This is a genomic window from Polaromonas sp. AER18D-145 (genome assembly GCF_002379095.1).
In the GTDB taxonomy this organism is placed as follows: domain Bacteria; phylum Pseudomonadota; class Gammaproteobacteria; order Burkholderiales; family Burkholderiaceae_C; genus Polaromonas.
Genome location: NZ_NBZV01000021.1, coordinates 1 through 17954 on the forward strand (window position 1 = coordinate 1; position 17954 = coordinate 17954).

Consider the following 17954-nt stretch of genomic DNA (forward strand, 5'->3'; position numbering starts at 1 on the left):
ATTCGTCCACCGAGGGCGGCAGAAGGTAAGCAGTGTCTCGGTCAACAGATATGAACCGGCTCATCGGGCAGGACTCCTTTGGTCTACTCCAGCAATTGTTGCGCCATACCCCGCTTCGCGAAAGACGGGAAAGCCCGACAGGCTCCTAGAAGGTGAGCCAGGGTAGTGCGTGTTTTACGCGCCAACTCGCTTGAAACCTCGACATGAAGGAATAATGGATTTCCAGACCAGGCATTAAACGGACAAAAAAAAGGCCCATCCATCTGAAGATGCATAGGCCTTATGGGGTTTTGAAATTACGCTCGTATGCGTGGGCGCGATGTCTTTTTCTCGTGCTGAGAACAATCTGATACAACCAGCAGCGTTATGCCAGGTGGCGTTGATGCCAAGTATTGCTCCAACTCCCATTGCATGTCGTGCAAGTCATTCCAGTCACCAGTGGCAGATTGGTAAACATTGCGCTGAGCATCTGACGGACTTTCGATTGCATGAAAGCTATCAGCGAGCTGGGAGTATCTAGCCAGCTTCTCCTTGTTCGCGTTGAGTTGATCACGCTTCACAGCGTATTCGGAGTCAGGCAAAAATCGCTTCGGAATGGATGCAAACAGTTTGGCACCATCACCAGTCAACATTCCCCAGTCAATCTCTTGGCTAGGGAATTCGCGCTGCAACTGGTAAACCAGCGCGGACCCGTAACCGTTACGACGCAGGCTTGGCTGCACCTCAACCATGTTGATTGACGGCTTTCCCTGGAACAGAACATAGTCGATCCAACCAACTGTCGAATTGTTGACATCCGCAATCAACCTCAGATTGGATTGTCCTGATGGACCATCCCGTGACGCTGTGCGGAATCTCATTTCCCGCCCTTAGCCGCGCGGGCGGATTTCTTCAACAGATCGCTCGACTGCGGAATCTGCCTCAGCCACGATCATGGTAAATGGTCGTTTAGTTGCCTGCAGAGCAGGGAACCTGCTTACCCACGCTTCACGTCCGTCGGCGAGGGTATGGCGCTCTGGCTGCACAGGAGGAGTTACCCCATCCTTCAGCCGCAAGACACTGTTTTTCGCATAGACCTCAACATCCGAATCGGGGGCGACCACATCTGCAAAAGAGCGAAGAACAGAATCGTCCTGCGCGGCATCCGACAGATATACCCGTCGCGGATTTTTCCCCTGTTGTTGGTTTCCCCTTTTCCTTGAGCTACCAGAGTCTTTGGACGAACGGTCCAGCCCACGTTGGTGGGCTTCAAATCGTTCCTCTTCATTGGCGTAGGTTCGGACTTCCTGAACGACCGATGATTCGCCACTAGCCGCAACCCCAGGTCGATGCCAAACAATTGCGGGCTTACCATCTCGTGTTCCCCATTCGCCGGGGTTCATTATTTCTACCATTTTCCTATCGGGCTAGTGCCCGCTCCATGTTGTGAACAAGCACCGGCCCGGGAGGGCAACTGGTGCCCATCCGGGTTGTTCTGAAATTAACCGTATGCCTTCAAGACACGGTCCCTACCGACTCGCGGGGCAGCGCAATTACACCGCCGCGAGGGAAGAAGTAACTACGTCTATTCCGAAGACTTTCAACCTAGGCCTGGATCTTGTGCGGTAGGCTCGCCAAAAGTCGATGTCATCGCCCAAGGCAGTATTTGAATGCGGCTCCGCGATGGAGCCGTTGTTGAAAGGCTTGCACTTGGGCAAGCAAGTCAGCTTTGCGCTGAAGTGGTAGGATTCTAGCGATTTCTATGCGCTCTGTCAGGCCATCTGGCCAGAAGTCAAGAATCATGAAGGGAAGTTGGGAGTCGTGGGGGCGTGGGCCCGCAATTCACTACTTTCTATTTTATGCACGCCACTCCCTTGACGCCATGAGGTGCCCAGCCCACGGGCTGCGCCCGCATTTGCACTGCCTATGAAGCAACCAATACCTTAAGCTTCTCGAATTGGTGCAGAACTGGCAACTCCGCATCGCTAATGGTAGGGTGGGGCGGCCCGCTGTACCAGACGAAGCATCGGTCCTTCGCACGCGTGATGGCCACATACATCAGCCGGCGCTCAGCCTCAACATGGATCAGGTCGGAGCCATCCTCTGGCTTCGTGGCATCAATGACGTGTACGGTCTCAAACTCCAGCCCTTTGGAGCCGTGCATCGTCATGAGCGTTACCGGGGCGGTACCGGAGGCCTTCTTGTTTTGGTTGATGAAGTAGAGGCGATTCGAGATGGTTCCGGAGAGCTTCCCGAGGATGCCTGATGCCCTGGTCAGGATCTCCCGTGTTCGCCGGGAGCGCTGCTTCGACGCGAGCCATGCTCCCACATCCAGGACCACCTCTGTGTGGCTCCCAGCGGGCATCTGGTTGCGCCAATACCTGCAGGACTCGGCAAACTCCTTGAGAATCTTTGCGTCTTGCGGCGTTGCGGAATCGAGACTGGGAACCTCACCGGTTAAAAAGGCAGCAGCATCCCCTTTCATCACATGAAGCAACTCCGTTTTGACTGCATCGTCGAGTTCCATGCACCGAAGGCTGCCGAGCACACCTACTGGGGAGTTGTCGAGCAAGGATTGAAGCAGGCTAAGGTATGTCGCAACCCAGGCGTTGTCCCAGATTGACTTCCCGATCCGGATGTAGGGCACCTCGCATGCCGTCAAGGCCAGTTCCAGCTCGTTGAGCGAGTGGTTCATGCGCGAAAGCACAACAGTGTTGGTGTGGCGCTCGGGTGTTTTGCTGATTAACTCCGCAAGTTCCTCACACTGCGTCTCGATGCTACCGGTATGGTAGGCGGCGATCTTTCCGCCGGGGCCGCGAGTCGCCACCAGGTCCTTCTTCAGCCGGCTACCGTTGCGGGCGACCAACGTGATGGCATGCGAAAGAATTTCTTCCTTGCATCTGAAGTTGTCACCCAACTCGATCCGCCTCGCCCCGAAGGTGTCCATGAAGTCCTTCATGCCGGCGTAGCCAAGGGCATTGCGCCACTCGTAGATCGACTGGTCGTCGTCTCCCACGATCGTCACGTTGAGTCCCGCCCTCGCATGGGCAAATATCCACACCCTCTGCAGCTCATCGGTATCCTGTCCCTCATCCACGATCATGTCGGTGAAGTTCATCGGAGGGATAGATTCCTGATGGACAAGCAGGGCGCAGTCTCTCATGACGGTGTAGAGATCCGTCGCGCGGCTTGCATTCACGCGCTCCATGTACCGCTTGATTACTTCCGATGCGGGCGGGGTCAGTTCCACTCGATCTCGGTCAATCGCATACATGAACGACTCAAATTCAACCCTGATGGCCTTCACGTGGTCGTTGTCGGAGGCGTAAGGGTTGAGCGCCTCATTTAGAAGGATGCCTTGTTGTACGGGGCTTAGGAGCTTCTGGGCGGGGCGATGGGTGTGTAGGTGCTGCAGCGCAATACTGTGGAACGTCCCGACGCGTAGCTTTTCCCGGTTGAACGGGCGTCCTCCGGCTTCTTCTTGGGCCTTGTCGAGGCGGCGGCGCATTTCTTCCGCGCCTTCTTTGGTGAACGTCACCATGAGCAGCCGGCGGGCGGGGTCGGCGAGGATTCTGCGAGCTTTCGCAACAGAGGTTGTGGTCTTCCCGCTCCCGGGGCCGGCAACGATCAGTAGGTGGCCATCATGCTCGATGGCATCTTGTTGGGCGGGTGTGAATCCCATTGCAGGCCTAAAAAAAAGGCCGCTCGGGGCGGCCTATGGGGTACAGGGCATTCAGGCCGCTGCGACGGGCTGCTCTTCTACAGCAGGAGAGCCTGCGGGTGTGGCCGGCGCTGAGTCCGTTTTGGGCTTGCGCGCCTTCGAGGCTGACTTAGTTGCAGCAGAACTTGCGGCTACTGCATCGTCCAGGACTTTGCTCGGGTCTACGTCGCCCATGTTGAGAGCGCTGTCGGTCTTCCCATCGGCTTCCATCGAATTCGCAAAAGCCTGCAGCTCCTGGCCTTGCGCCTCGACCTGGGCGGACTGTTCCGGGCTTGACGACCCTTTGTGCCGCTGTTCCTGCATCATTCGGTCGGCCTCGCGGTAGAGCCGAACGACTTCGTTGCGCAACGCCGCTGCAAAGGCGCGCACGGCGTTTTTGCACATGTATTCGGCCTGGGCACGCTGTGTCGAGTCAATCACGCCCATAAGGTTGGCGGTGCCAGCCAGCAGGTTGAAGCGGTCGAGCTCCTTGAGTGTTGCGAAGTAACGACGGGCGAAGCCGCTGATCACTGGAACAGTCGCCACAATGCCGTTGGGATAGACCGTGCTTTCCATCTTGGTCCCGTTTTGCTGCATGACCTTTTCAAACCGGTTTGACCAGTTCTCGAGGAGGGTAGCCATGCTTGTGAGTTTTTTGGTCACAATCTCCGCGTAACGGTCCAGCAGCTCCTGGTTGTAGCCATGCCACGAACGATATTGGTATTCGTAGGCCAAAACCTTCGAGATGTAGCCGAAGTCCCGCCGGTAGAACGTCATGGCGGTCGGGGAGCTCAGCAACTCGCCGTCCATGAAGTGAATCGGGCCGCGGTAGGAATTGGCGAACGCCTCGCCAAAAACATCAACCATCGCCTGGCGGCGCTGTGGCGATAGTTGATCGGCAACGGGCTGGGCGTTGTTGGCAGAGGAATCGTTTGCCATGGTGGAACTCTCCAAAAATAGTTGTACAAAGACAACTTTGAATTTAGAGCACCCCCGTGCTGCGCGAGCCCGGCCAACGTAGCAAAAGTAGCTCGTTGAACGCCTAAGCCACCCGTGCCAGCCGTCAAAGTCCCTTGTGGTTGAAGCCAACCTCGTGCAACTGGTCGCGATCAATTGACGGATGGATTGACCGCTTCAATAATTGCCGCGTAGGTCGAAAATCGGCCTGCAGTGCAGATGGGACACTTAAACTTTTCGATCCGTCATAGTCAGCCGCGACGGCGGCCGACAGCCCGCAAGGGTAAAGAATTATTGTGAAGGCCGAGATTCGGTTTTCTGGGGCGAGGTGCTTCGGCACCTCATCCGCTAAACGTGGCCACTCGGGCAATACCTGACAAGTTTTCGGCGACTTGTGAGGTCTTTCTCGACGTTTGTCGTAAAAGATCGTGCAGCAATGCATGGTTGCGTGTCGTGTACACGCCTTATTGAGGTGAACTTGCTATCGCTTGTTCATCATGGTTTTTCTCATTCCCTCGGGGCACTTACCCCCTTGGGTGTGGTGCTTTCTTGGGTTTTTCTTAATTCTTTAGGAGACTCTCATGAAAGTTATCATCGTATTGGCCGGTCTTGCTCTCGTAGCTACCTTCGCCATTGGTACCGTCAAAAACGGCACCAACACCATCTCGGCAAACCATTCCAAGATTGAAAAAATCTTGGACGAAGCCAAGTAAACAGTAGAGGCCCTCGGGTCTCTGCTCGTTTATCCATCCCTTCCGTTCCTCTTCACACATTTTCACAGCGTGAGCACTTCTCGATGCAAGTCGATTAGCGCGAACCCTGGGTTCGCATTCACCTGGGCAGCACTCGCTGCCCTTTCATTAACCCAGCAGGGAGCACTCCCTGTTGGGAGTCTCCTTTGCCGGTTCGAGCCAAAGGAAGACGAAATGAAATCTCTTCTTGTGACCAGTCCCTTCAAGGCCTGTCATGTACGCGAAAACGCTTAGCCGCGTCCCACACGTACAGCTTTTCTTCCCTATGTTCACCTCGCACGAAATTGCGGTTTGGACAGAACACGAACTGAAACGCCTTGAGCGCAAAGAGAAGCGGCTGCAAAAGGTGGCGACGGTCTGGATTCCTCGGGATCCGCAGAAGGCTGTTGCCATTGATTTGCTTGCCGACTCTCTGCTCGATCAGCCGCTCGGTCTCACTCCCGACAAGGAGCTTGTTGATCTTGGCGATCCGTTTACCGACATCGGTGACGCGGACTGCCCAGGTTCTGAAAGCGACGAGAAGGTTGTGTGGACCGAGGACGCTATCGCGCAGCTGCACGAAGGCCTCGTGTTCTATTCCCTCCGGCTCCTACGGGCCAGAGGGAACGGGAAAGAAAAGAAAGAAATCCTTCGCTGGATCTTTGCCCCTCCTGCTGTGGCCTACGCCACGGTTAGCGAGTCAGGCAACAAGGTCTGGAAGGTTATCCAACCATCTGAAGTGCCATTTAGCTTTGAGCTGTCCTGCCGACTTACTGGCAAGAGCCCTGAGCGCTTGAGAGAGGGCTTAGTACCCATCCTCAAAGACATTGGCCTATTTGAACTCTTTAAGGAGATTGACGATGCACAACAATGCAAACAACGGCGCGCAAGTAGCGCCTACGACAACAAACGAAACAGCGAAAGCGGAGAGCCCACAAGCCCAGCCGAAGTCGCTGTTCCAGCGGTACGCAATCCGCTCGACATTCAACATTCCCGAGGCGCCGGAAAAGGCAGAAATCCAGGGGATGGCGCCGGGCCTCTACGGAGTACCCCGAATCGACCCGTTCTACGTCTTCGAAACAGAACGCCTGCGTGATCTCACGATGTTCTGGGTGGGGGGCTTCACGTTCTGCGTGATCGAAGGCGACCCATCGGCCGGCAAATCGTCTCTCTTTGAGCAATGGCATGCGCGGCTGAACGTGCCTTTGTACAAGATCTCCTGCGGTCCTACGACCGAGAACTATCACTTGATTGGCCAGTACATGCCGACAAGCGAAGGGAGCTTGAAGTGGCATGACGGACCTGTGACAAGGGCCTGTCGTGAGGGTTCATCGGTACTGCTCGATGAATACAACAATCTAGATCCTGCTGAAGCCACTGCGCTGAACCTGGTGCTGGAAGGGTATTCATTCATGATCCCGCAAACTGGGGAGATCATCCAGCCTGCGCCGACAACCAGGATCTTCGCAACGCAGAATTCGGTTGACTCGCTCGCAGCGGTTGCCGGTCGCAATGTGATGGACGTGGCCAACGAGGACCGTTGCTTCTACATGGAAGTCGACTATCTGCGGCCAGACCTGGAAACCGAGCTGGTCATCCGCAATCTCGTAGCTGGTGGCGTGAGCACAGCACTGGCCGAGTCCATTGCAATGATGACAGTCGGCGTGGCCAACAAGGTGCGCCGAGCCTTCCGCGAGGGGGCCGATGGGATCGAGAAACCAATATCGACTCGTGCGGTCTTGCGGTGGGCGAAGCTCACTGCGATGTACCAGCCGGTGCTCAGCAAACAGACGCGAAGCGGAATTCATTACGCGCTTCGCCGTGCACTGAAGATGCCTGTGACGATGGCGTCCGCGGTGAACGAGATGATCACCCTTGTTGCTGGCTACGACGAGAACTGTCGCAGCAGGGTCGGACCATGAGCGGCGTCTATGACGTCTATGAACACCCGACCAAGGGCGCTTGGGGGGTGTCGGTCCAAAGCATGAGGGTTCTGACGGCTGAAGTTGCCGGCGGGCTCGTCAGGCAGGCAAATTTGCTGCCCCACAACCTGGCACCGGAGGTCAGCAAGCGGGTGAGGGCTGGTTTCAGGAAAATTACCCGACGAAAGTATCTTCAACTCGATGGCGAGGAGAACGGGCTTCTGAAGGGACGCTTCACTGAGGACCATCCCGAGCTTGCGATTGGTGGGGAGTTGATCTTCTTTACAACCGTCAGCATTGGGGACGACATGGCCGCTCTTGCCCAGCAGTGGGAGGTGGTCCTTGAAGCGACCGATGCAAGGCCTGAAGTACTCGAAGAATGGTTGATCCGGGTTCGCCGGGCATGCCAGTACATCGCAGCCCCGGTTTCCCATCCTGCAATTGCCTTGGTGGTTGCGGATTGGGTTGTTGGCGGCCGTCGGATGTTGATCAGTGATCGCCCTGGTGTACCCCAAAGGGTTCCGAAGGAAGTCCCGCTGGAATGGGAGGAGTGGCTTGCCCACTTCTTCACGAAGCCAAACGAAACACGTGATGCCTTAGTGCATCTCGGGTGGTCAGTCAGGGATGCAATGTTTGCAAACCAGGCGATCACTTCTCCAAACAGTGGTGACGATGGCGGCTGGCTAGCCGACGCCGCATCAGTAGCCTTTTAAGAGGAACAAAAAATGAATAGTGGAAAAATGAGCTGGCTTTCTGCCGGCATCATGATCGTCTCGATGTTTGCATTGGGTGTGGTCTGGCTAGCCCGGAACGCGCTCAAGGTGGCAATTTGGACGGCATCGAAACTAGCCAAAGCCAAAGCCAAAGCCAAAGCCTTGCGCAAAAGCAATTCAGATGCACTCGCAGCGCAAGCTCAGCGGTCCGGTGCGAACCTGACTGTTCCAGTTGAGCGCGAGTTCGCGCCGGCAGCTGCTGTCGGCGCAAAACCGAATCAGCAGGAGGAGTTCATCGCAGCGGACCGTATCGTTACGATCCGCCTGGACCCATCAGTTGCGGTGGTGCATCTTCGTGTTTACAAGTCGCAAGGCCTGGTGAAACGCGAAATGATTGTGACGGAGCCACGGCTGCGGGGCTTGCTCCAAGGCAGGCGGCACACGTTGACGGATGCCAAATACGACCCAGCGATGGGACTCGATGACATCAAGGATGAGACAGTGAACCTGGTGCAGGATTTGATCAACTTGAAGGGCAACACGAAAGTCAAGGCTTTCAAACCTGTACCTGAGCCGAAGCCAATGCCCAACGCGCCGGCAAAACCGGCACCAAAGGCCGAAGTGAAGGTGGCGCTTGCGCCAGCTCCACAGATGGCTACATCGGCGAAGCGCGAACCCAAACCTTTGCCGCCGGCAAAGACCTTTGCCCCTCGGGTCGAGACAGGCGTCACCTTTGAGGGCCTCTTGATTGCCGCGGGAACGCGGGTGATGTCGCCGCAAGGCCGCGCCCCGTACGAGACCTTCGAGGCGAAGCTCCGGCTGGCCAATGGCGTGGATCTACCCCTTCGCGGGCTGGAGCTTGATCGGGAGCTGCAGGCGATGGGTGTGAAGATTGGCGAGAATGTGGCGATTACCCCGCTGGGGAAAGTGCCAGTTTCGCTCGCAGGTGGTGAGGAAGGCTTCAAAAACATGTATCGTGTTGTACGAACTGGAGAAGCACACTGATGTTGATGATGACTGCACACGGACGCCTCGGTCACCAGCCTGAGCTCAAGCTGCTCCCCACAGGGGGGGTGGTCTGTGAGTTTCGGCTGCTGGCTTCGAGGTTTGCCAAGGGCGGCGAAGTAACAGAGGCGGCAACGTTCTTCTGCTACGGGGATATGGCTGAGGAATTCTGCTCAACCACCGTCAAGGGTCAAGAGATCTTTGCGACTGGCCATCAGGAAACCCAGCAATACACATCACCAGCTGGTGAGACGAAGACATTCGTGAAATATCGAATGAGCTGGTTTCAGCGAGGGCGCAAACCCATGGGTGAGCGTTCCTCGGGAGGCAACCAACATGCGCAGGGTAATGGCGAGCAGCGTGGAGCCGGAAACGGGCAACCAGCAGCCCAACGCCGTCCACCGAACGAGAGTGTGCCAAGACAGCAGCCGCAACAGCGGGTGGGCGCCAGTGCCCGAGCTGCATGAGCATGTCGTTGCACAAGCGTGACGGCTGTGATATCTGCGAGAATTGCGGCCACACTGGCAGCTGCGGTTAGAGCAGGCCCTGGGCGGCGTTCAAAGCGCCTGGGGGATAGAAGAAGAGGTTCGCACATGCGGACCCGTGCAGGCTCTCGAAAGAGAGTCCTGCCACAAGACATTCCGAGTCTTGTGGCAGGATTCCTCCTCCCAGCAAACCGTAGTTTGCTTTCCAAACGTGGCTGGTCGCCATCGTTTGCACCCCTCGTTTCTTTGGCCTATATTGGCACCGTTCGGCCATGCCGTCCGCAGAACTCGTTTCTGCATTCATATCAACCCCAGCGGGAATCCATCCCGCACGGGGTTATTGGGTTCCCGCTTTCCTTTTTGGAGAACCCAATGACGAATAAATCCGTCGACGAAGCAATCACGAAAAAGTCCGTAGATGGACTGGTTTGTGTGAGTCTTGATGTGCATCTCTGGTCTGGACGTAAACGCCTCAAAAAAGAAGCGTTGATTGCCAAGAACCCGGAGTTCGCGAACCTTCCCCCCGAAACGTTGGCGACCTTGGGCTCGATCAAGATCTGCGACACCGACGATCTTGCGCCGTTTCTGAGCTTGAAGCGTGAAGCGGAAAAGCTCCTTGCCTACAACGGTCTGCCCCTTCTGGGGACGATCGGCATCCCGCAGGGCAAACTTGACGATGTCTACAAATCCTTGGTCCGCATCAAGGCCGAGTTTGATCAGACCGCGACCAGTTTCAAACGCCGTTTCGAAACGGCCATCGAGCTCTGGCGCGACCATCCCGACAACAAGGAATGGGCAGGTCTGATCAGCGACATCCCGACACCGGAACATGTTGCCGGCCGGCTGTCCTTCGGCTTCTACCTCTGCCGCGTGAGCGCACCGAGTAGCGAAGAGTTCAGCGATGCCAACGCGATGTACGCAGAACAGATGACTGGCCTCAAGGGCGAGCTGTTTGCGGATGCTGCAAAAGAGGCGGAGATCCTGATCACCAAGTACCTGACCGGTGACAACGGGTCAGGGGCAGTCACGAAGCGCGAGAAAGTGACCTGGAAGACTTTGCGGCCGCTCAAGCGCATCGGTGAGAAGTTCCAGAACTTCTCTTTCCTGGATCCGACCTGCGAACCGCTGGCAAGGATGATCGACCACGTCTTGAAGCTCTTGCCGACCGACGGGCCGATTGACGGGGTGAACTTGATGCATGTTTGGACAATCAGTCAAACCCTTGCCAACCCTGGGAAGGCAATGCGCATCGCCAGGCTCGCGTTCGAGTCTGAATCACCGGCCGAGGCGTTCGAGCAATTGCTCACTTTCGGCGGCGCTCCTGCCGCAACCTTTGAATCTCCGGCAGCTATCGCGGTGGAGACTTCAAATTCAGGGACCGGCGTTGACGCCGGGTTCCTGGATCAACCGCACAGCGAACCTGCCCAGCCGGCGTCCCACGGGAACCAGCTGGAACGTACGGGCGCTGAAGCAGAGCAGCCGATGTTCATCGGCTTGTTCTGATCCGATAAACCACCCCCTGGCGCTCTGGCGTCAGGGGAGCTTGGAATACACAATGACCAACTTGGTACAAATGAAGATTGCAACGGCGATGAAGACCATAGCCGGTTTCCTCTCGTTGATCGTCGGTCGAAAGGCCGTCATCGTATGGGGCCAGCCGGCTTCTTGCGGTGAGAACGGAGTCATTAGCCTCCCGCGTCCAAAAACGGGCGAGGCTGATGAAATTGCACTGCTAACACGGCAGGCCGTGCACGAAGCAGGGCATGATAGCCATACGGATTTCTCCGCATTGGATGGTGTCAGCGCGGAAATAAAGACGATTTTCAACACGCTTGAAGATCCGCGAATTGAGGCGGAGCAAATGAAGGAGTTCAGGGGCGCATCTCTGATCCTGAACCGAGGACTTGATGCGACGTATCAATCCATTTTCGCAAAGCTCGACGCTTCGAAAGAAGAGCACCTGTCGATGATTCTTGCGGTGACGACGCTTACCAGGGGCTATCTTGCGATGGCCGCCCATGACTCAATTCGGGAGTTGGGTCCCCAATTCCTAGCGAAGTTTGAGCCCGCTCTCACGTCGAAAATGCGCGACGCAGTGCAGGCGGCTGTATCAAAGCTTTCCAGCTGCGAGAACAGTGCCGATGTTGTCGCGCTCTCGCATGCGCTATTGAGTGCATTGAACGAACCCGCGCAAAGCGAGGCGCCCGAAGAACCAGCGGTTCCGGAGGTGCCTAACGATGGCGAGAAGGATTCGGCTACCCCGCCACCCGATGGCGAAGCGTCCGAGGAAGAGCAGCAGAGTAAGGCCGGCGAGGCACAGAAGCCGGAGGCCGATGTCCCTGACAATGCCGCGGCGCAGGGGAGCGACGGAAAGGAGTCCGCTGAGCCAAATGATGGCGCGGCACAAGGCAGCCCTGATGGTCCGGATGAAAACGACGGCGGTGAGCTTGACGGCGCGGAGGGCGATGACGCTGCCAGCGGTGAAGGAGCTCAATCGTCCGAGGGCGCGGAACCAGAATCGGCCGAGGGTCCGCAGGATGGGCAAGCTGGCTCCCAAACGACCGATAAAGCATCGGGTGAGGGGGCAGGAGAACCAACAGCGGAAGAGACCCAAGAGGCGAACGCGAAGCACGGGGATGCGGAGTCGTCTCCCGGCAATGCCGCTCCAGACGGTCAAAAAACTGATGGTGGCGGCGATGGGCCGGCTACAGGGGCGTCCACCGGGCAACCACGAGACCAGGGACAAGCAGACCAACCACAGCCGGCAAAGGAGGGCGGAGGCCAGGACCCTTTCGGGTCCGGTGTACCTGGTGGGAATGACTTGCCAGTGCCGATTGAGGACGGTGAGGCGGGAAATTCTGCGCATGCGCTGGAGGATTCCACCAAGCCGTTGGATCTCGCGTCTATCAACGGCCTTGACCTGGGGACGCTGCTCAAGCAGGCATACATTGACCAGTTTGGGCAACCGGACGTTGATGGGCAGCTTGAAGTTGCGGCAGAGCCAACGGAGGCGGACGAAGAGCTTACAGCGCACCTCAGAATCCTGATGGGTGACGCGGAAGCCAGCGGCGAACCACTGGAAGCGGTGCTCGCAGCCATTGAACTGGCAGTTGCTGCACAGGAGGCGGAAGAATCTTTGGGGCTGGCGGGTTCGGCTGCGGGAACTGGGAACGGCAGCGGCGCAGAGGTCCACCTGGATCTGGGTGTTCGCTTATCAGGTGTCCTGAGTAAGCTGGTTCGCGTCTTCACAAAAGAGCTGCAGGACAAGCGCCGGCGCCCGTCGAAATACGGGCAAACCGGTGGGCAGGTGGCAGGGGACCGTGTGTGGCGTCTCAAGCGATTGGGCGATACCAACGTGTTCCGCATCCGCAGGCCTGCATCAGGGATCGATGCGGCCGTGACGGTTCTGCTAGACCGATCGGCCTCGATGGAGCATGAGATCGTGGCTGCCGCAGAGGTGAGCGTGGCGTGCGCACAGGCATTGGAACGAATCTCAAAGGTGAGAACGTCAATTGAGATGTTCCCCGGCTACGACGCGTTTGTTGACGCGACGATGACACTGCAGTCATTTGGTGAGTCAACCAGACAAGCTGTAAAGCGGTTGGGGCAGATCAATGCCGCTGGCGGCACGCCGCTCGCGGCTGCGCTTCGCGAGGTACTTCCACGTTTGCTCAAGCAGCGGACCGAAAAGCACCTGGTGATTCTCGTGACCGACGGAAACCCCAGCAGCTTCGAGGAGGTCCAGGTGTTGATTGCGCAGGCGCAGGCTCAGGGTGTCGAATTCATGGGAATCGGCATGGGAGCACATTGCCAGATCGAGCGGCTACTGCCGTACTCGATCCACATCGGGTCAACTTCCGAGTTGCCCGATGGACTGGAAAAGTTGTTCAGCGGCCGAATGGCCGAAAGACTGACAGCTTGAAACTGAAGTCCCTACCTTTGCCGCGCAAAGGTGGGGGTTTTTTACAGGGGCCCAACAAGGCCCCTGTAAAAAGCCAGCGTCCAGCAGGGAAGGGGGTAGTTTTTTGGGGGGTCGTGATCGTTGGACTGAGGATGGGAATTGATGGACAATCGCACTGTTTTCGCTATTTCGCGAACATCGCAGTCTCTCGAGGCTGCATTTATCTTTAACCCTGTAGGGCCATGCGTCCCAACAGGGAAGCTCGGTCCTCTTTTTTATCGGAGGGATCATGAGCGATAAGGCAGAAGATCTCGCGTTCGGCCGATGGCCGGACATTCTTACCGCGAGAGGCATGGACAGCGCCTTCTTCTCAGGACGGAATGGACCATGCCCCTTTTGCGGGGGCAAGGATCGGTACCGTTGGACTCAAAAGAAATACGGTGGTGTGTGGGTCTGCAGCGCAGGATGTACTGGCCGGAAGTACGCGTCAGGTTTCGCGATGTTGATGCGACACATGGGCTTTACAACCTTTCGTGAAGCGGCTGACGACGTTCGGGACTACTTTGGGTGCAATCCCTCGGTTGCGCCGATTCCAAGGCTTCAGCGGCTCGCAATGTCAAATGCAATGACCCCTGAGCGGATCCAGCGTAATCGCGCCAGGATGCTCAAGTTCTGGAACGAGGCGCGCGAGGTCACCCAGGGCGATCCTGTGGCCAAGTACATGCAGAACCGCGTGCGAGGCATGGATTTCATGCCAAAGTGCCTGCGATTCCATCCAGCGCTGCAGTATTGGATGCCCGGGAAGGCAGTCGATGATCGACCGGTGTTGTTGGGCGAGTATCCAGCGATGCTGGCCTACGCTCAAGGGCCGAGTGGTGAGCTCGTTCAACTGCACAAGACTTATCTGACTGCAGATGGTCAAAAGGCGGATGTGCCAGTGGCCAAGAAGACCGATCTTGGCGTAGGCGTAAATTCCTTTGCCGTTCGGATGATGGAGATGCGCGGGGACACGCTTGGCGTCTGCGAGGGCATTGAAACGGGCTGGGCTTCGGCGATGCTGAAGAACATTCCCATCTGGCCGTGTCTCAATGGACCAGCCTTAGCCGCGTTTGAAGTGCCAGGCGATCTGAGCGCGCAGGTCCGCACTTTGATCATCTTCGCGGACTCGGACGAGTTGAAGCCGTCAGGTACCACGCAGAACGGTGGGACGAAATGGAAGAGGGCGGGCAGCGAATATGCCGACAAGCTGGCCGAAAGGTGCCGCGCGCGGAATCTGAGGACGATGATTGTTCGACCTGCGAAGGTTGGCCATGACATGGCCAATTTCTGGAGTGCTCGAATTGCTGCTTAGCTGCAGCTGAAAACGTGGGGCCTTTGCGCCCCACGTTGTCAAACCGAGTTTTTACGTTCATGGCGCCCTGCATTCATTTGCAGGGCGTTTTTTTTTGTGCGCCCAGCATGGGCGCACTCCTGCGGGTGCAAGTCCCGCCGCAAGTTGACCAAGACGAGCGAAGCGAAGCGCAACTGCACAAGGGCGACCGAGTGTGGGAAGGAAGCGTGGAACATAAATCACGAGCCGATGGACAAGAACCACATAGAAGGGGTTGCCGACCAGGGCGAGCGGGCAAGAAACCGCAAAGCTCTTTTGGTCAAAGGTCAGGCGGCGTAAATGTGGCGGTTGTGTGATGAAGGAATGCGCCCCTTACCTGGGGAGATCTCGCCTCATGCCTGAAAGGGCGACGGTGCAAACCGGAGCGAGAAGTCAGCAGAGGCCGTAGTAGCCGTAGGCAAGGCCGCAGAGGCTGTAGACCGAAAGCGAAGGGCCGAAGGAATGGAAGGTATAGCCCTTGGGTTATCGAGATAGGAGTGCCTCAGATGTTCACGAAAGTGAAGCTCGTCACAATGCCGGAGCAGGTGAAGCTTGCAAGGGCGTGGCAGCGAGGGAACCGATCTCGCCGAACCCGAATCGGTGAAACCAGGTGTGCAGTAGGGCAACCGTCTGCATGACCTCAACTATTCCAACCGCCCGGTGCGGACCCGCATGCCGGGTGGTGTGGGAGGGGAGTGAGTCACAATGACTCACCCCCTATCCCGATTGCTCTGGCCACCACAGCGCGCACGGCAAGTTGCGGCAGTGAGGCGGGTCTGGTCAGTGAGGCGTGGCCAACATCCCGTCCGGGCTGCGAAGGAGGGAGGCAATCTCCCCGAAATGGTGAATTCCGGAAGAATTCATCCGATCGCTGTCGACGGTTAACGCGCTGGTTATTGGCAGGATCAGGAATTCAGCCGAGTCCGTGCTGGCCCGCGGCCCTGCCATCACGGCACGCCCATTTGCGACTTCGATGCAGGTCCGAACTTCATATCGGTTCCGGACCCCTAGCAGGTAGAGATTGTCGACAGCCACATGCTGTGCGTCGGCTGGTCCACTGAAATTAACCACGAAGTCGTCCGTCTGAATTCCAAAACCCATTGCATCTTTTGATCTGAGGTATGTCCATTCGGCTGACGAAGGGCCCCACGACCTGCCCTTTCTTGGGGGCATGCGCACAACAATGTTTTCCCCAGAGGTAAGTGGCTTGACAAGGCGTGTTTCAGGCGGATATTGATTTAGAGAGTCATCCAGGAAGTATCCAGGTTGACATTTGGTAAGTGAGCAAATTCCCAGAAACAGGTCCCAGTCGGGAAGCATCAGGCCGTTGAGGAGGGTTGAAGCCAGGCCCTCGTCAATGGCGAGATTTTGCGAAAGCATTCGCGCTCGATCAAGGGGAGTGGCCGGATAGCGCATTTGGTCAAGGATTGCCTGCAGTCTGCTGGCAAACCGGCGCCCGAGAGCGTCTGGGGAGGTTTCAGAAGAAGAATTCATTGAATAGATCGTTACAACTCCGAACCAACGCCGCCATCGTACAAAAGGTTGACTCTATAACGGATTACAGCCGATTTACCCATAAAAGGAGCCCAAAGCGGTGCTCAAAAGGAGATTTGTTGGCAATTTTCGTTTCTTTTCAACGCGAAGGGGTTAAAAATATGGGTGAAGATGCCGTAATGAATACACGCGGCTTGTGTGTTCCAGTTTCAACTATGACCAAAAGTAACTCAACTTTCGCAGGAGCATCGCTTCACCCGCAGACGATGCATCTTCCTACGGTTGAGCGAAGCATTCTTGATGAAAACACCTTCGCGCTCATGCGGCGCTGGAAAGCTGCCACCGTCGATCCCATCGACGATCCGCGAATAATGAATCGGTGGTTCCCAGGGCAGCGCGAGCTTTTCAGAATTCTCTCGGTTCTTACGAAAGAGCAAGTGGTCGACCTGGCGGATTGCCGCATGCCACTGTTCAGCTTGCGACTCCCAGTCGTGTCGTCTGATGGTGTTTTCCGTAAGGCTCTCCCGTCGAGTAACTTTGAGGCAGAGTGCCTGGAAGAGGCCGCTTTGGCGCTTGTCACCCGGCTTGACGCATTGCGAACCTCGCATACGCAGGGGCGCATTTTGTACGACCTGAATTCGGCCCAGGCCAATTTTTTCTCACGGCACAGCCCAAGAGAGCTTTACGCTGTCGCTACTGATCCGGCCGTGGGCTTGATCCCAGCCTCTACCGATGAATTTTTCACCATCGCTGCGATGTCGAAACTGACTTCGCGCGAACGGACTGTGCTTGCGGCAACTACCCGCCGCAATCACCCGCTTTCCCACTGATCGGTCACGAGCCGAACAATAAGCAAACTATGAGCAAAGATATCGCAATGGGCCGCGCGCTGGCCGCAAGAAACCGGTTGAATCTTTTTGACGATCCACGATGGGAAGAGCGTTTCGAAGTCCTTATCCGACTCACACAGCGTACGCAGCTGATTCAATCACTTACCGGCACTGACGTGCGCCCGCAACGGCTCAAGGATGCGGTGGATAGGCGCGTTGCTGCAATGGGGCGCGACATAGCAAGGCCAAGGGGGATTGGGCAGTCCTACACAGCCAAGGGTTTCCTGAGCAAATTGGTGGACAAGTACGACGCGGCCTACTTGGTCAATCTGCACTATGGCGCCAATGGCCCCGGGGCAGCATCCCAGGCCGAGACCAATTTGGGCGCAGCGCTCGACAAACGAATTGAGGTCTACCTTCAGTACAGATCGGCCTTGTACGAGAATCCCGATGACGCTCGGGTGAGCTTTGAAACCTACGTAGTGCTAATTGACGGGGTAAGAAATCGAGTTGTCGACGTGCACACATGTCAAGAATGCTCTTCGCGGTTCGTCTGGACATTGGCATCCAACGTGCGGCCGACTTGCCCCGTCTGCGCTATTCATCAGCAAAGCATCGAATCGTCACGGCGGAAACTCGCGGAGCTCCTCGGCCGCAAGCCTGCTGACAACTGTTATTCGCTGCGTGCAGCATCGTAAGTGAGACGGACCGCATTGGGAAGGTGCTACGTGAGGCAGTGATTGAACACCCATTAGGCTCAATGGCCTAAAAGCGACTCGTAGAGCGGCGAACTATAAATCGCGCTCCCAGCACAATCAATAGATGATTTCGAGCTGGTTTCAGAAGACCTTCCTAAGACGCCCATCAC

Annotated in this window: 16 protein-coding genes; 10 read left to right on the plus strand and 6 right to left on the minus strand. The window is 56.8% G+C overall.

The features are described from left to right. Positions 1 to 296: 296 nt before the first annotated feature. From B7G52_RS11960 to B7G52_RS11975, 4 genes are all read right to left on the minus strand, one after another. A complete protein-coding gene (locus tag B7G52_RS11960) occupies positions 297 to 860 on the minus strand; it encodes a GNAT family N-acetyltransferase (protein WP_141397442.1) in 564 nt (187 codons plus the stop codon). 9 nt (positions 861 to 869) lie between these two features. Continuing rightward, positions 870 to 1382, minus strand: coding sequence for a hypothetical protein (locus B7G52_RS23325; RefSeq protein ID WP_141397443.1), 513 nt, complete (start codon positions 1380 to 1382; stop codon positions 870 to 872). 521 nt (positions 1383 to 1903) lie between these two features. Beyond that, positions 1904 to 3661, minus strand: coding sequence for an ATP-dependent helicase (locus tag B7G52_RS11970; protein ID WP_096697820.1), 1758 nt, complete (start codon positions 3659 to 3661; stop codon positions 1904 to 1906). 51 nt (positions 3662 to 3712) lie between these two features. Next, on the minus strand, positions 3713 to 4618 hold the full coding sequence (locus B7G52_RS11975) for a hypothetical protein (protein ID WP_096697821.1): 906 nt from the start codon (positions 4616 to 4618) through the stop codon (positions 3713 to 3715). Between the two features lie 599 nt (positions 4619 to 5217). Here B7G52_RS11975 and B7G52_RS24340 point away from each other — a divergent pair. Then, positions 5218 to 5349 (plus strand): hypothetical protein, encoded by a 132-nt coding sequence (locus B7G52_RS24340; protein ID WP_255250065.1) that lies wholly within the window; start codon positions 5218 to 5220, stop codon positions 5347 to 5349. Between the two features lie 241 nt (positions 5350 to 5590). Here B7G52_RS24340 and B7G52_RS11980 read toward each other — a convergent pair whose 3' ends face one another. After that, positions 5591 to 5947, minus strand: a complete 357-nt coding sequence (locus tag B7G52_RS11980; protein WP_096697822.1) for a hypothetical protein — start codon at positions 5945 to 5947, stop codon at positions 5591 to 5593. A 280-nt stretch (positions 5948 to 6227) separates the two neighbouring features. Here B7G52_RS11980 and B7G52_RS11985 point away from each other — a divergent pair, with 280 nt between their 5' ends. The 7 genes from B7G52_RS11985 (at position 6228) to B7G52_RS12015 (ending at position 14744) form a co-directional block, all read left to right on the plus strand. Then, positions 6228 to 7289 (plus strand): MoxR family ATPase, encoded by a 1062-nt coding sequence (locus B7G52_RS11985; RefSeq protein ID WP_096697859.1) that lies wholly within the window; start codon positions 6228 to 6230, stop codon positions 7287 to 7289. Further along, entirely contained in the window at positions 7286 to 8002 is a 717-nt protein-coding gene (locus B7G52_RS11990) for a hypothetical protein (RefSeq protein WP_096697823.1), read from the plus strand. Before B7G52_RS11985 ends, B7G52_RS11990 begins: the two co-directional genes overlap by 4 nt. A gap of 12 nt (positions 8003 to 8014) precedes the next feature. Beyond that, the gene (locus B7G52_RS11995) at positions 8015 to 9007 is read left to right on the plus strand and encodes a hypothetical protein (RefSeq protein WP_240523425.1); all 993 of its coding nucleotides are present in this window, start codon (positions 8015 to 8017) and stop codon (positions 9005 to 9007) included. After that, positions 9007 to 9474, plus strand: a complete 468-nt coding sequence (locus B7G52_RS12000) for a single-stranded DNA-binding protein (protein WP_096670178.1) — start codon at positions 9007 to 9009, stop codon at positions 9472 to 9474. Before B7G52_RS11995 ends, B7G52_RS12000 begins: the two co-directional genes overlap by 1 nt. Before the next feature lie 390 nt (positions 9475 to 9864). Further along, positions 9865 to 10995 carry a DUF3150 domain-containing protein gene (locus B7G52_RS12005; protein ID WP_096697824.1) on the plus strand — a complete coding sequence of 377 codons (1131 nt, stop codon included), beginning with the start codon at positions 9865 to 9867 and terminating at the stop codon, positions 10993 to 10995. A 52-nt stretch (positions 10996 to 11047) separates the two neighbouring features. Then, positions 11048 to 13414: a VWA domain-containing protein gene (locus tag B7G52_RS12010; RefSeq protein WP_170954756.1), complete on the plus strand. Its 2367-nt coding sequence runs from the start codon at positions 11048 to 11050 to the stop codon at positions 13412 to 13414. 268 nt (positions 13415 to 13682) lie between these two features. Further along, the gene (locus B7G52_RS12015) at positions 13683 to 14744 is read left to right on the plus strand and encodes a toprim domain-containing protein (RefSeq protein ID WP_096670184.1); all 1062 of its coding nucleotides are present in this window, start codon (positions 13683 to 13685) and stop codon (positions 14742 to 14744) included. Positions 14745 to 15542: 798 nt separating this feature from the next. On the opposite strand, the gene B7G52_RS23330 is transcribed toward B7G52_RS12015, so the two are convergent. Continuing rightward, on the minus strand, positions 15543 to 16256 hold the full coding sequence (locus B7G52_RS23330; protein ID WP_141396383.1) for a hypothetical protein: 714 nt from the start codon (positions 16254 to 16256) through the stop codon (positions 15543 to 15545). A 119-nt stretch (positions 16257 to 16375) separates the two neighbouring features. On the opposite strand from B7G52_RS23330, the gene B7G52_RS12030 reads away from it, so the two are divergent. Then, the gene (locus B7G52_RS12030; RefSeq protein WP_240523426.1) at positions 16376 to 17086 is read left to right on the plus strand and encodes a hypothetical protein; all 711 of its coding nucleotides are present in this window, start codon (positions 16376 to 16378) and stop codon (positions 17084 to 17086) included. Positions 17087 to 17115: 29 nt separating this feature from the next. After that, positions 17116 to 17784: a FlhC family transcriptional regulator gene (locus B7G52_RS12035; RefSeq protein ID WP_096697827.1), complete on the plus strand. Its 669-nt coding sequence runs from the start codon at positions 17116 to 17118 to the stop codon at positions 17782 to 17784. The last annotated feature ends 170 nt before the right edge of the window (positions 17785 to 17954 follow it).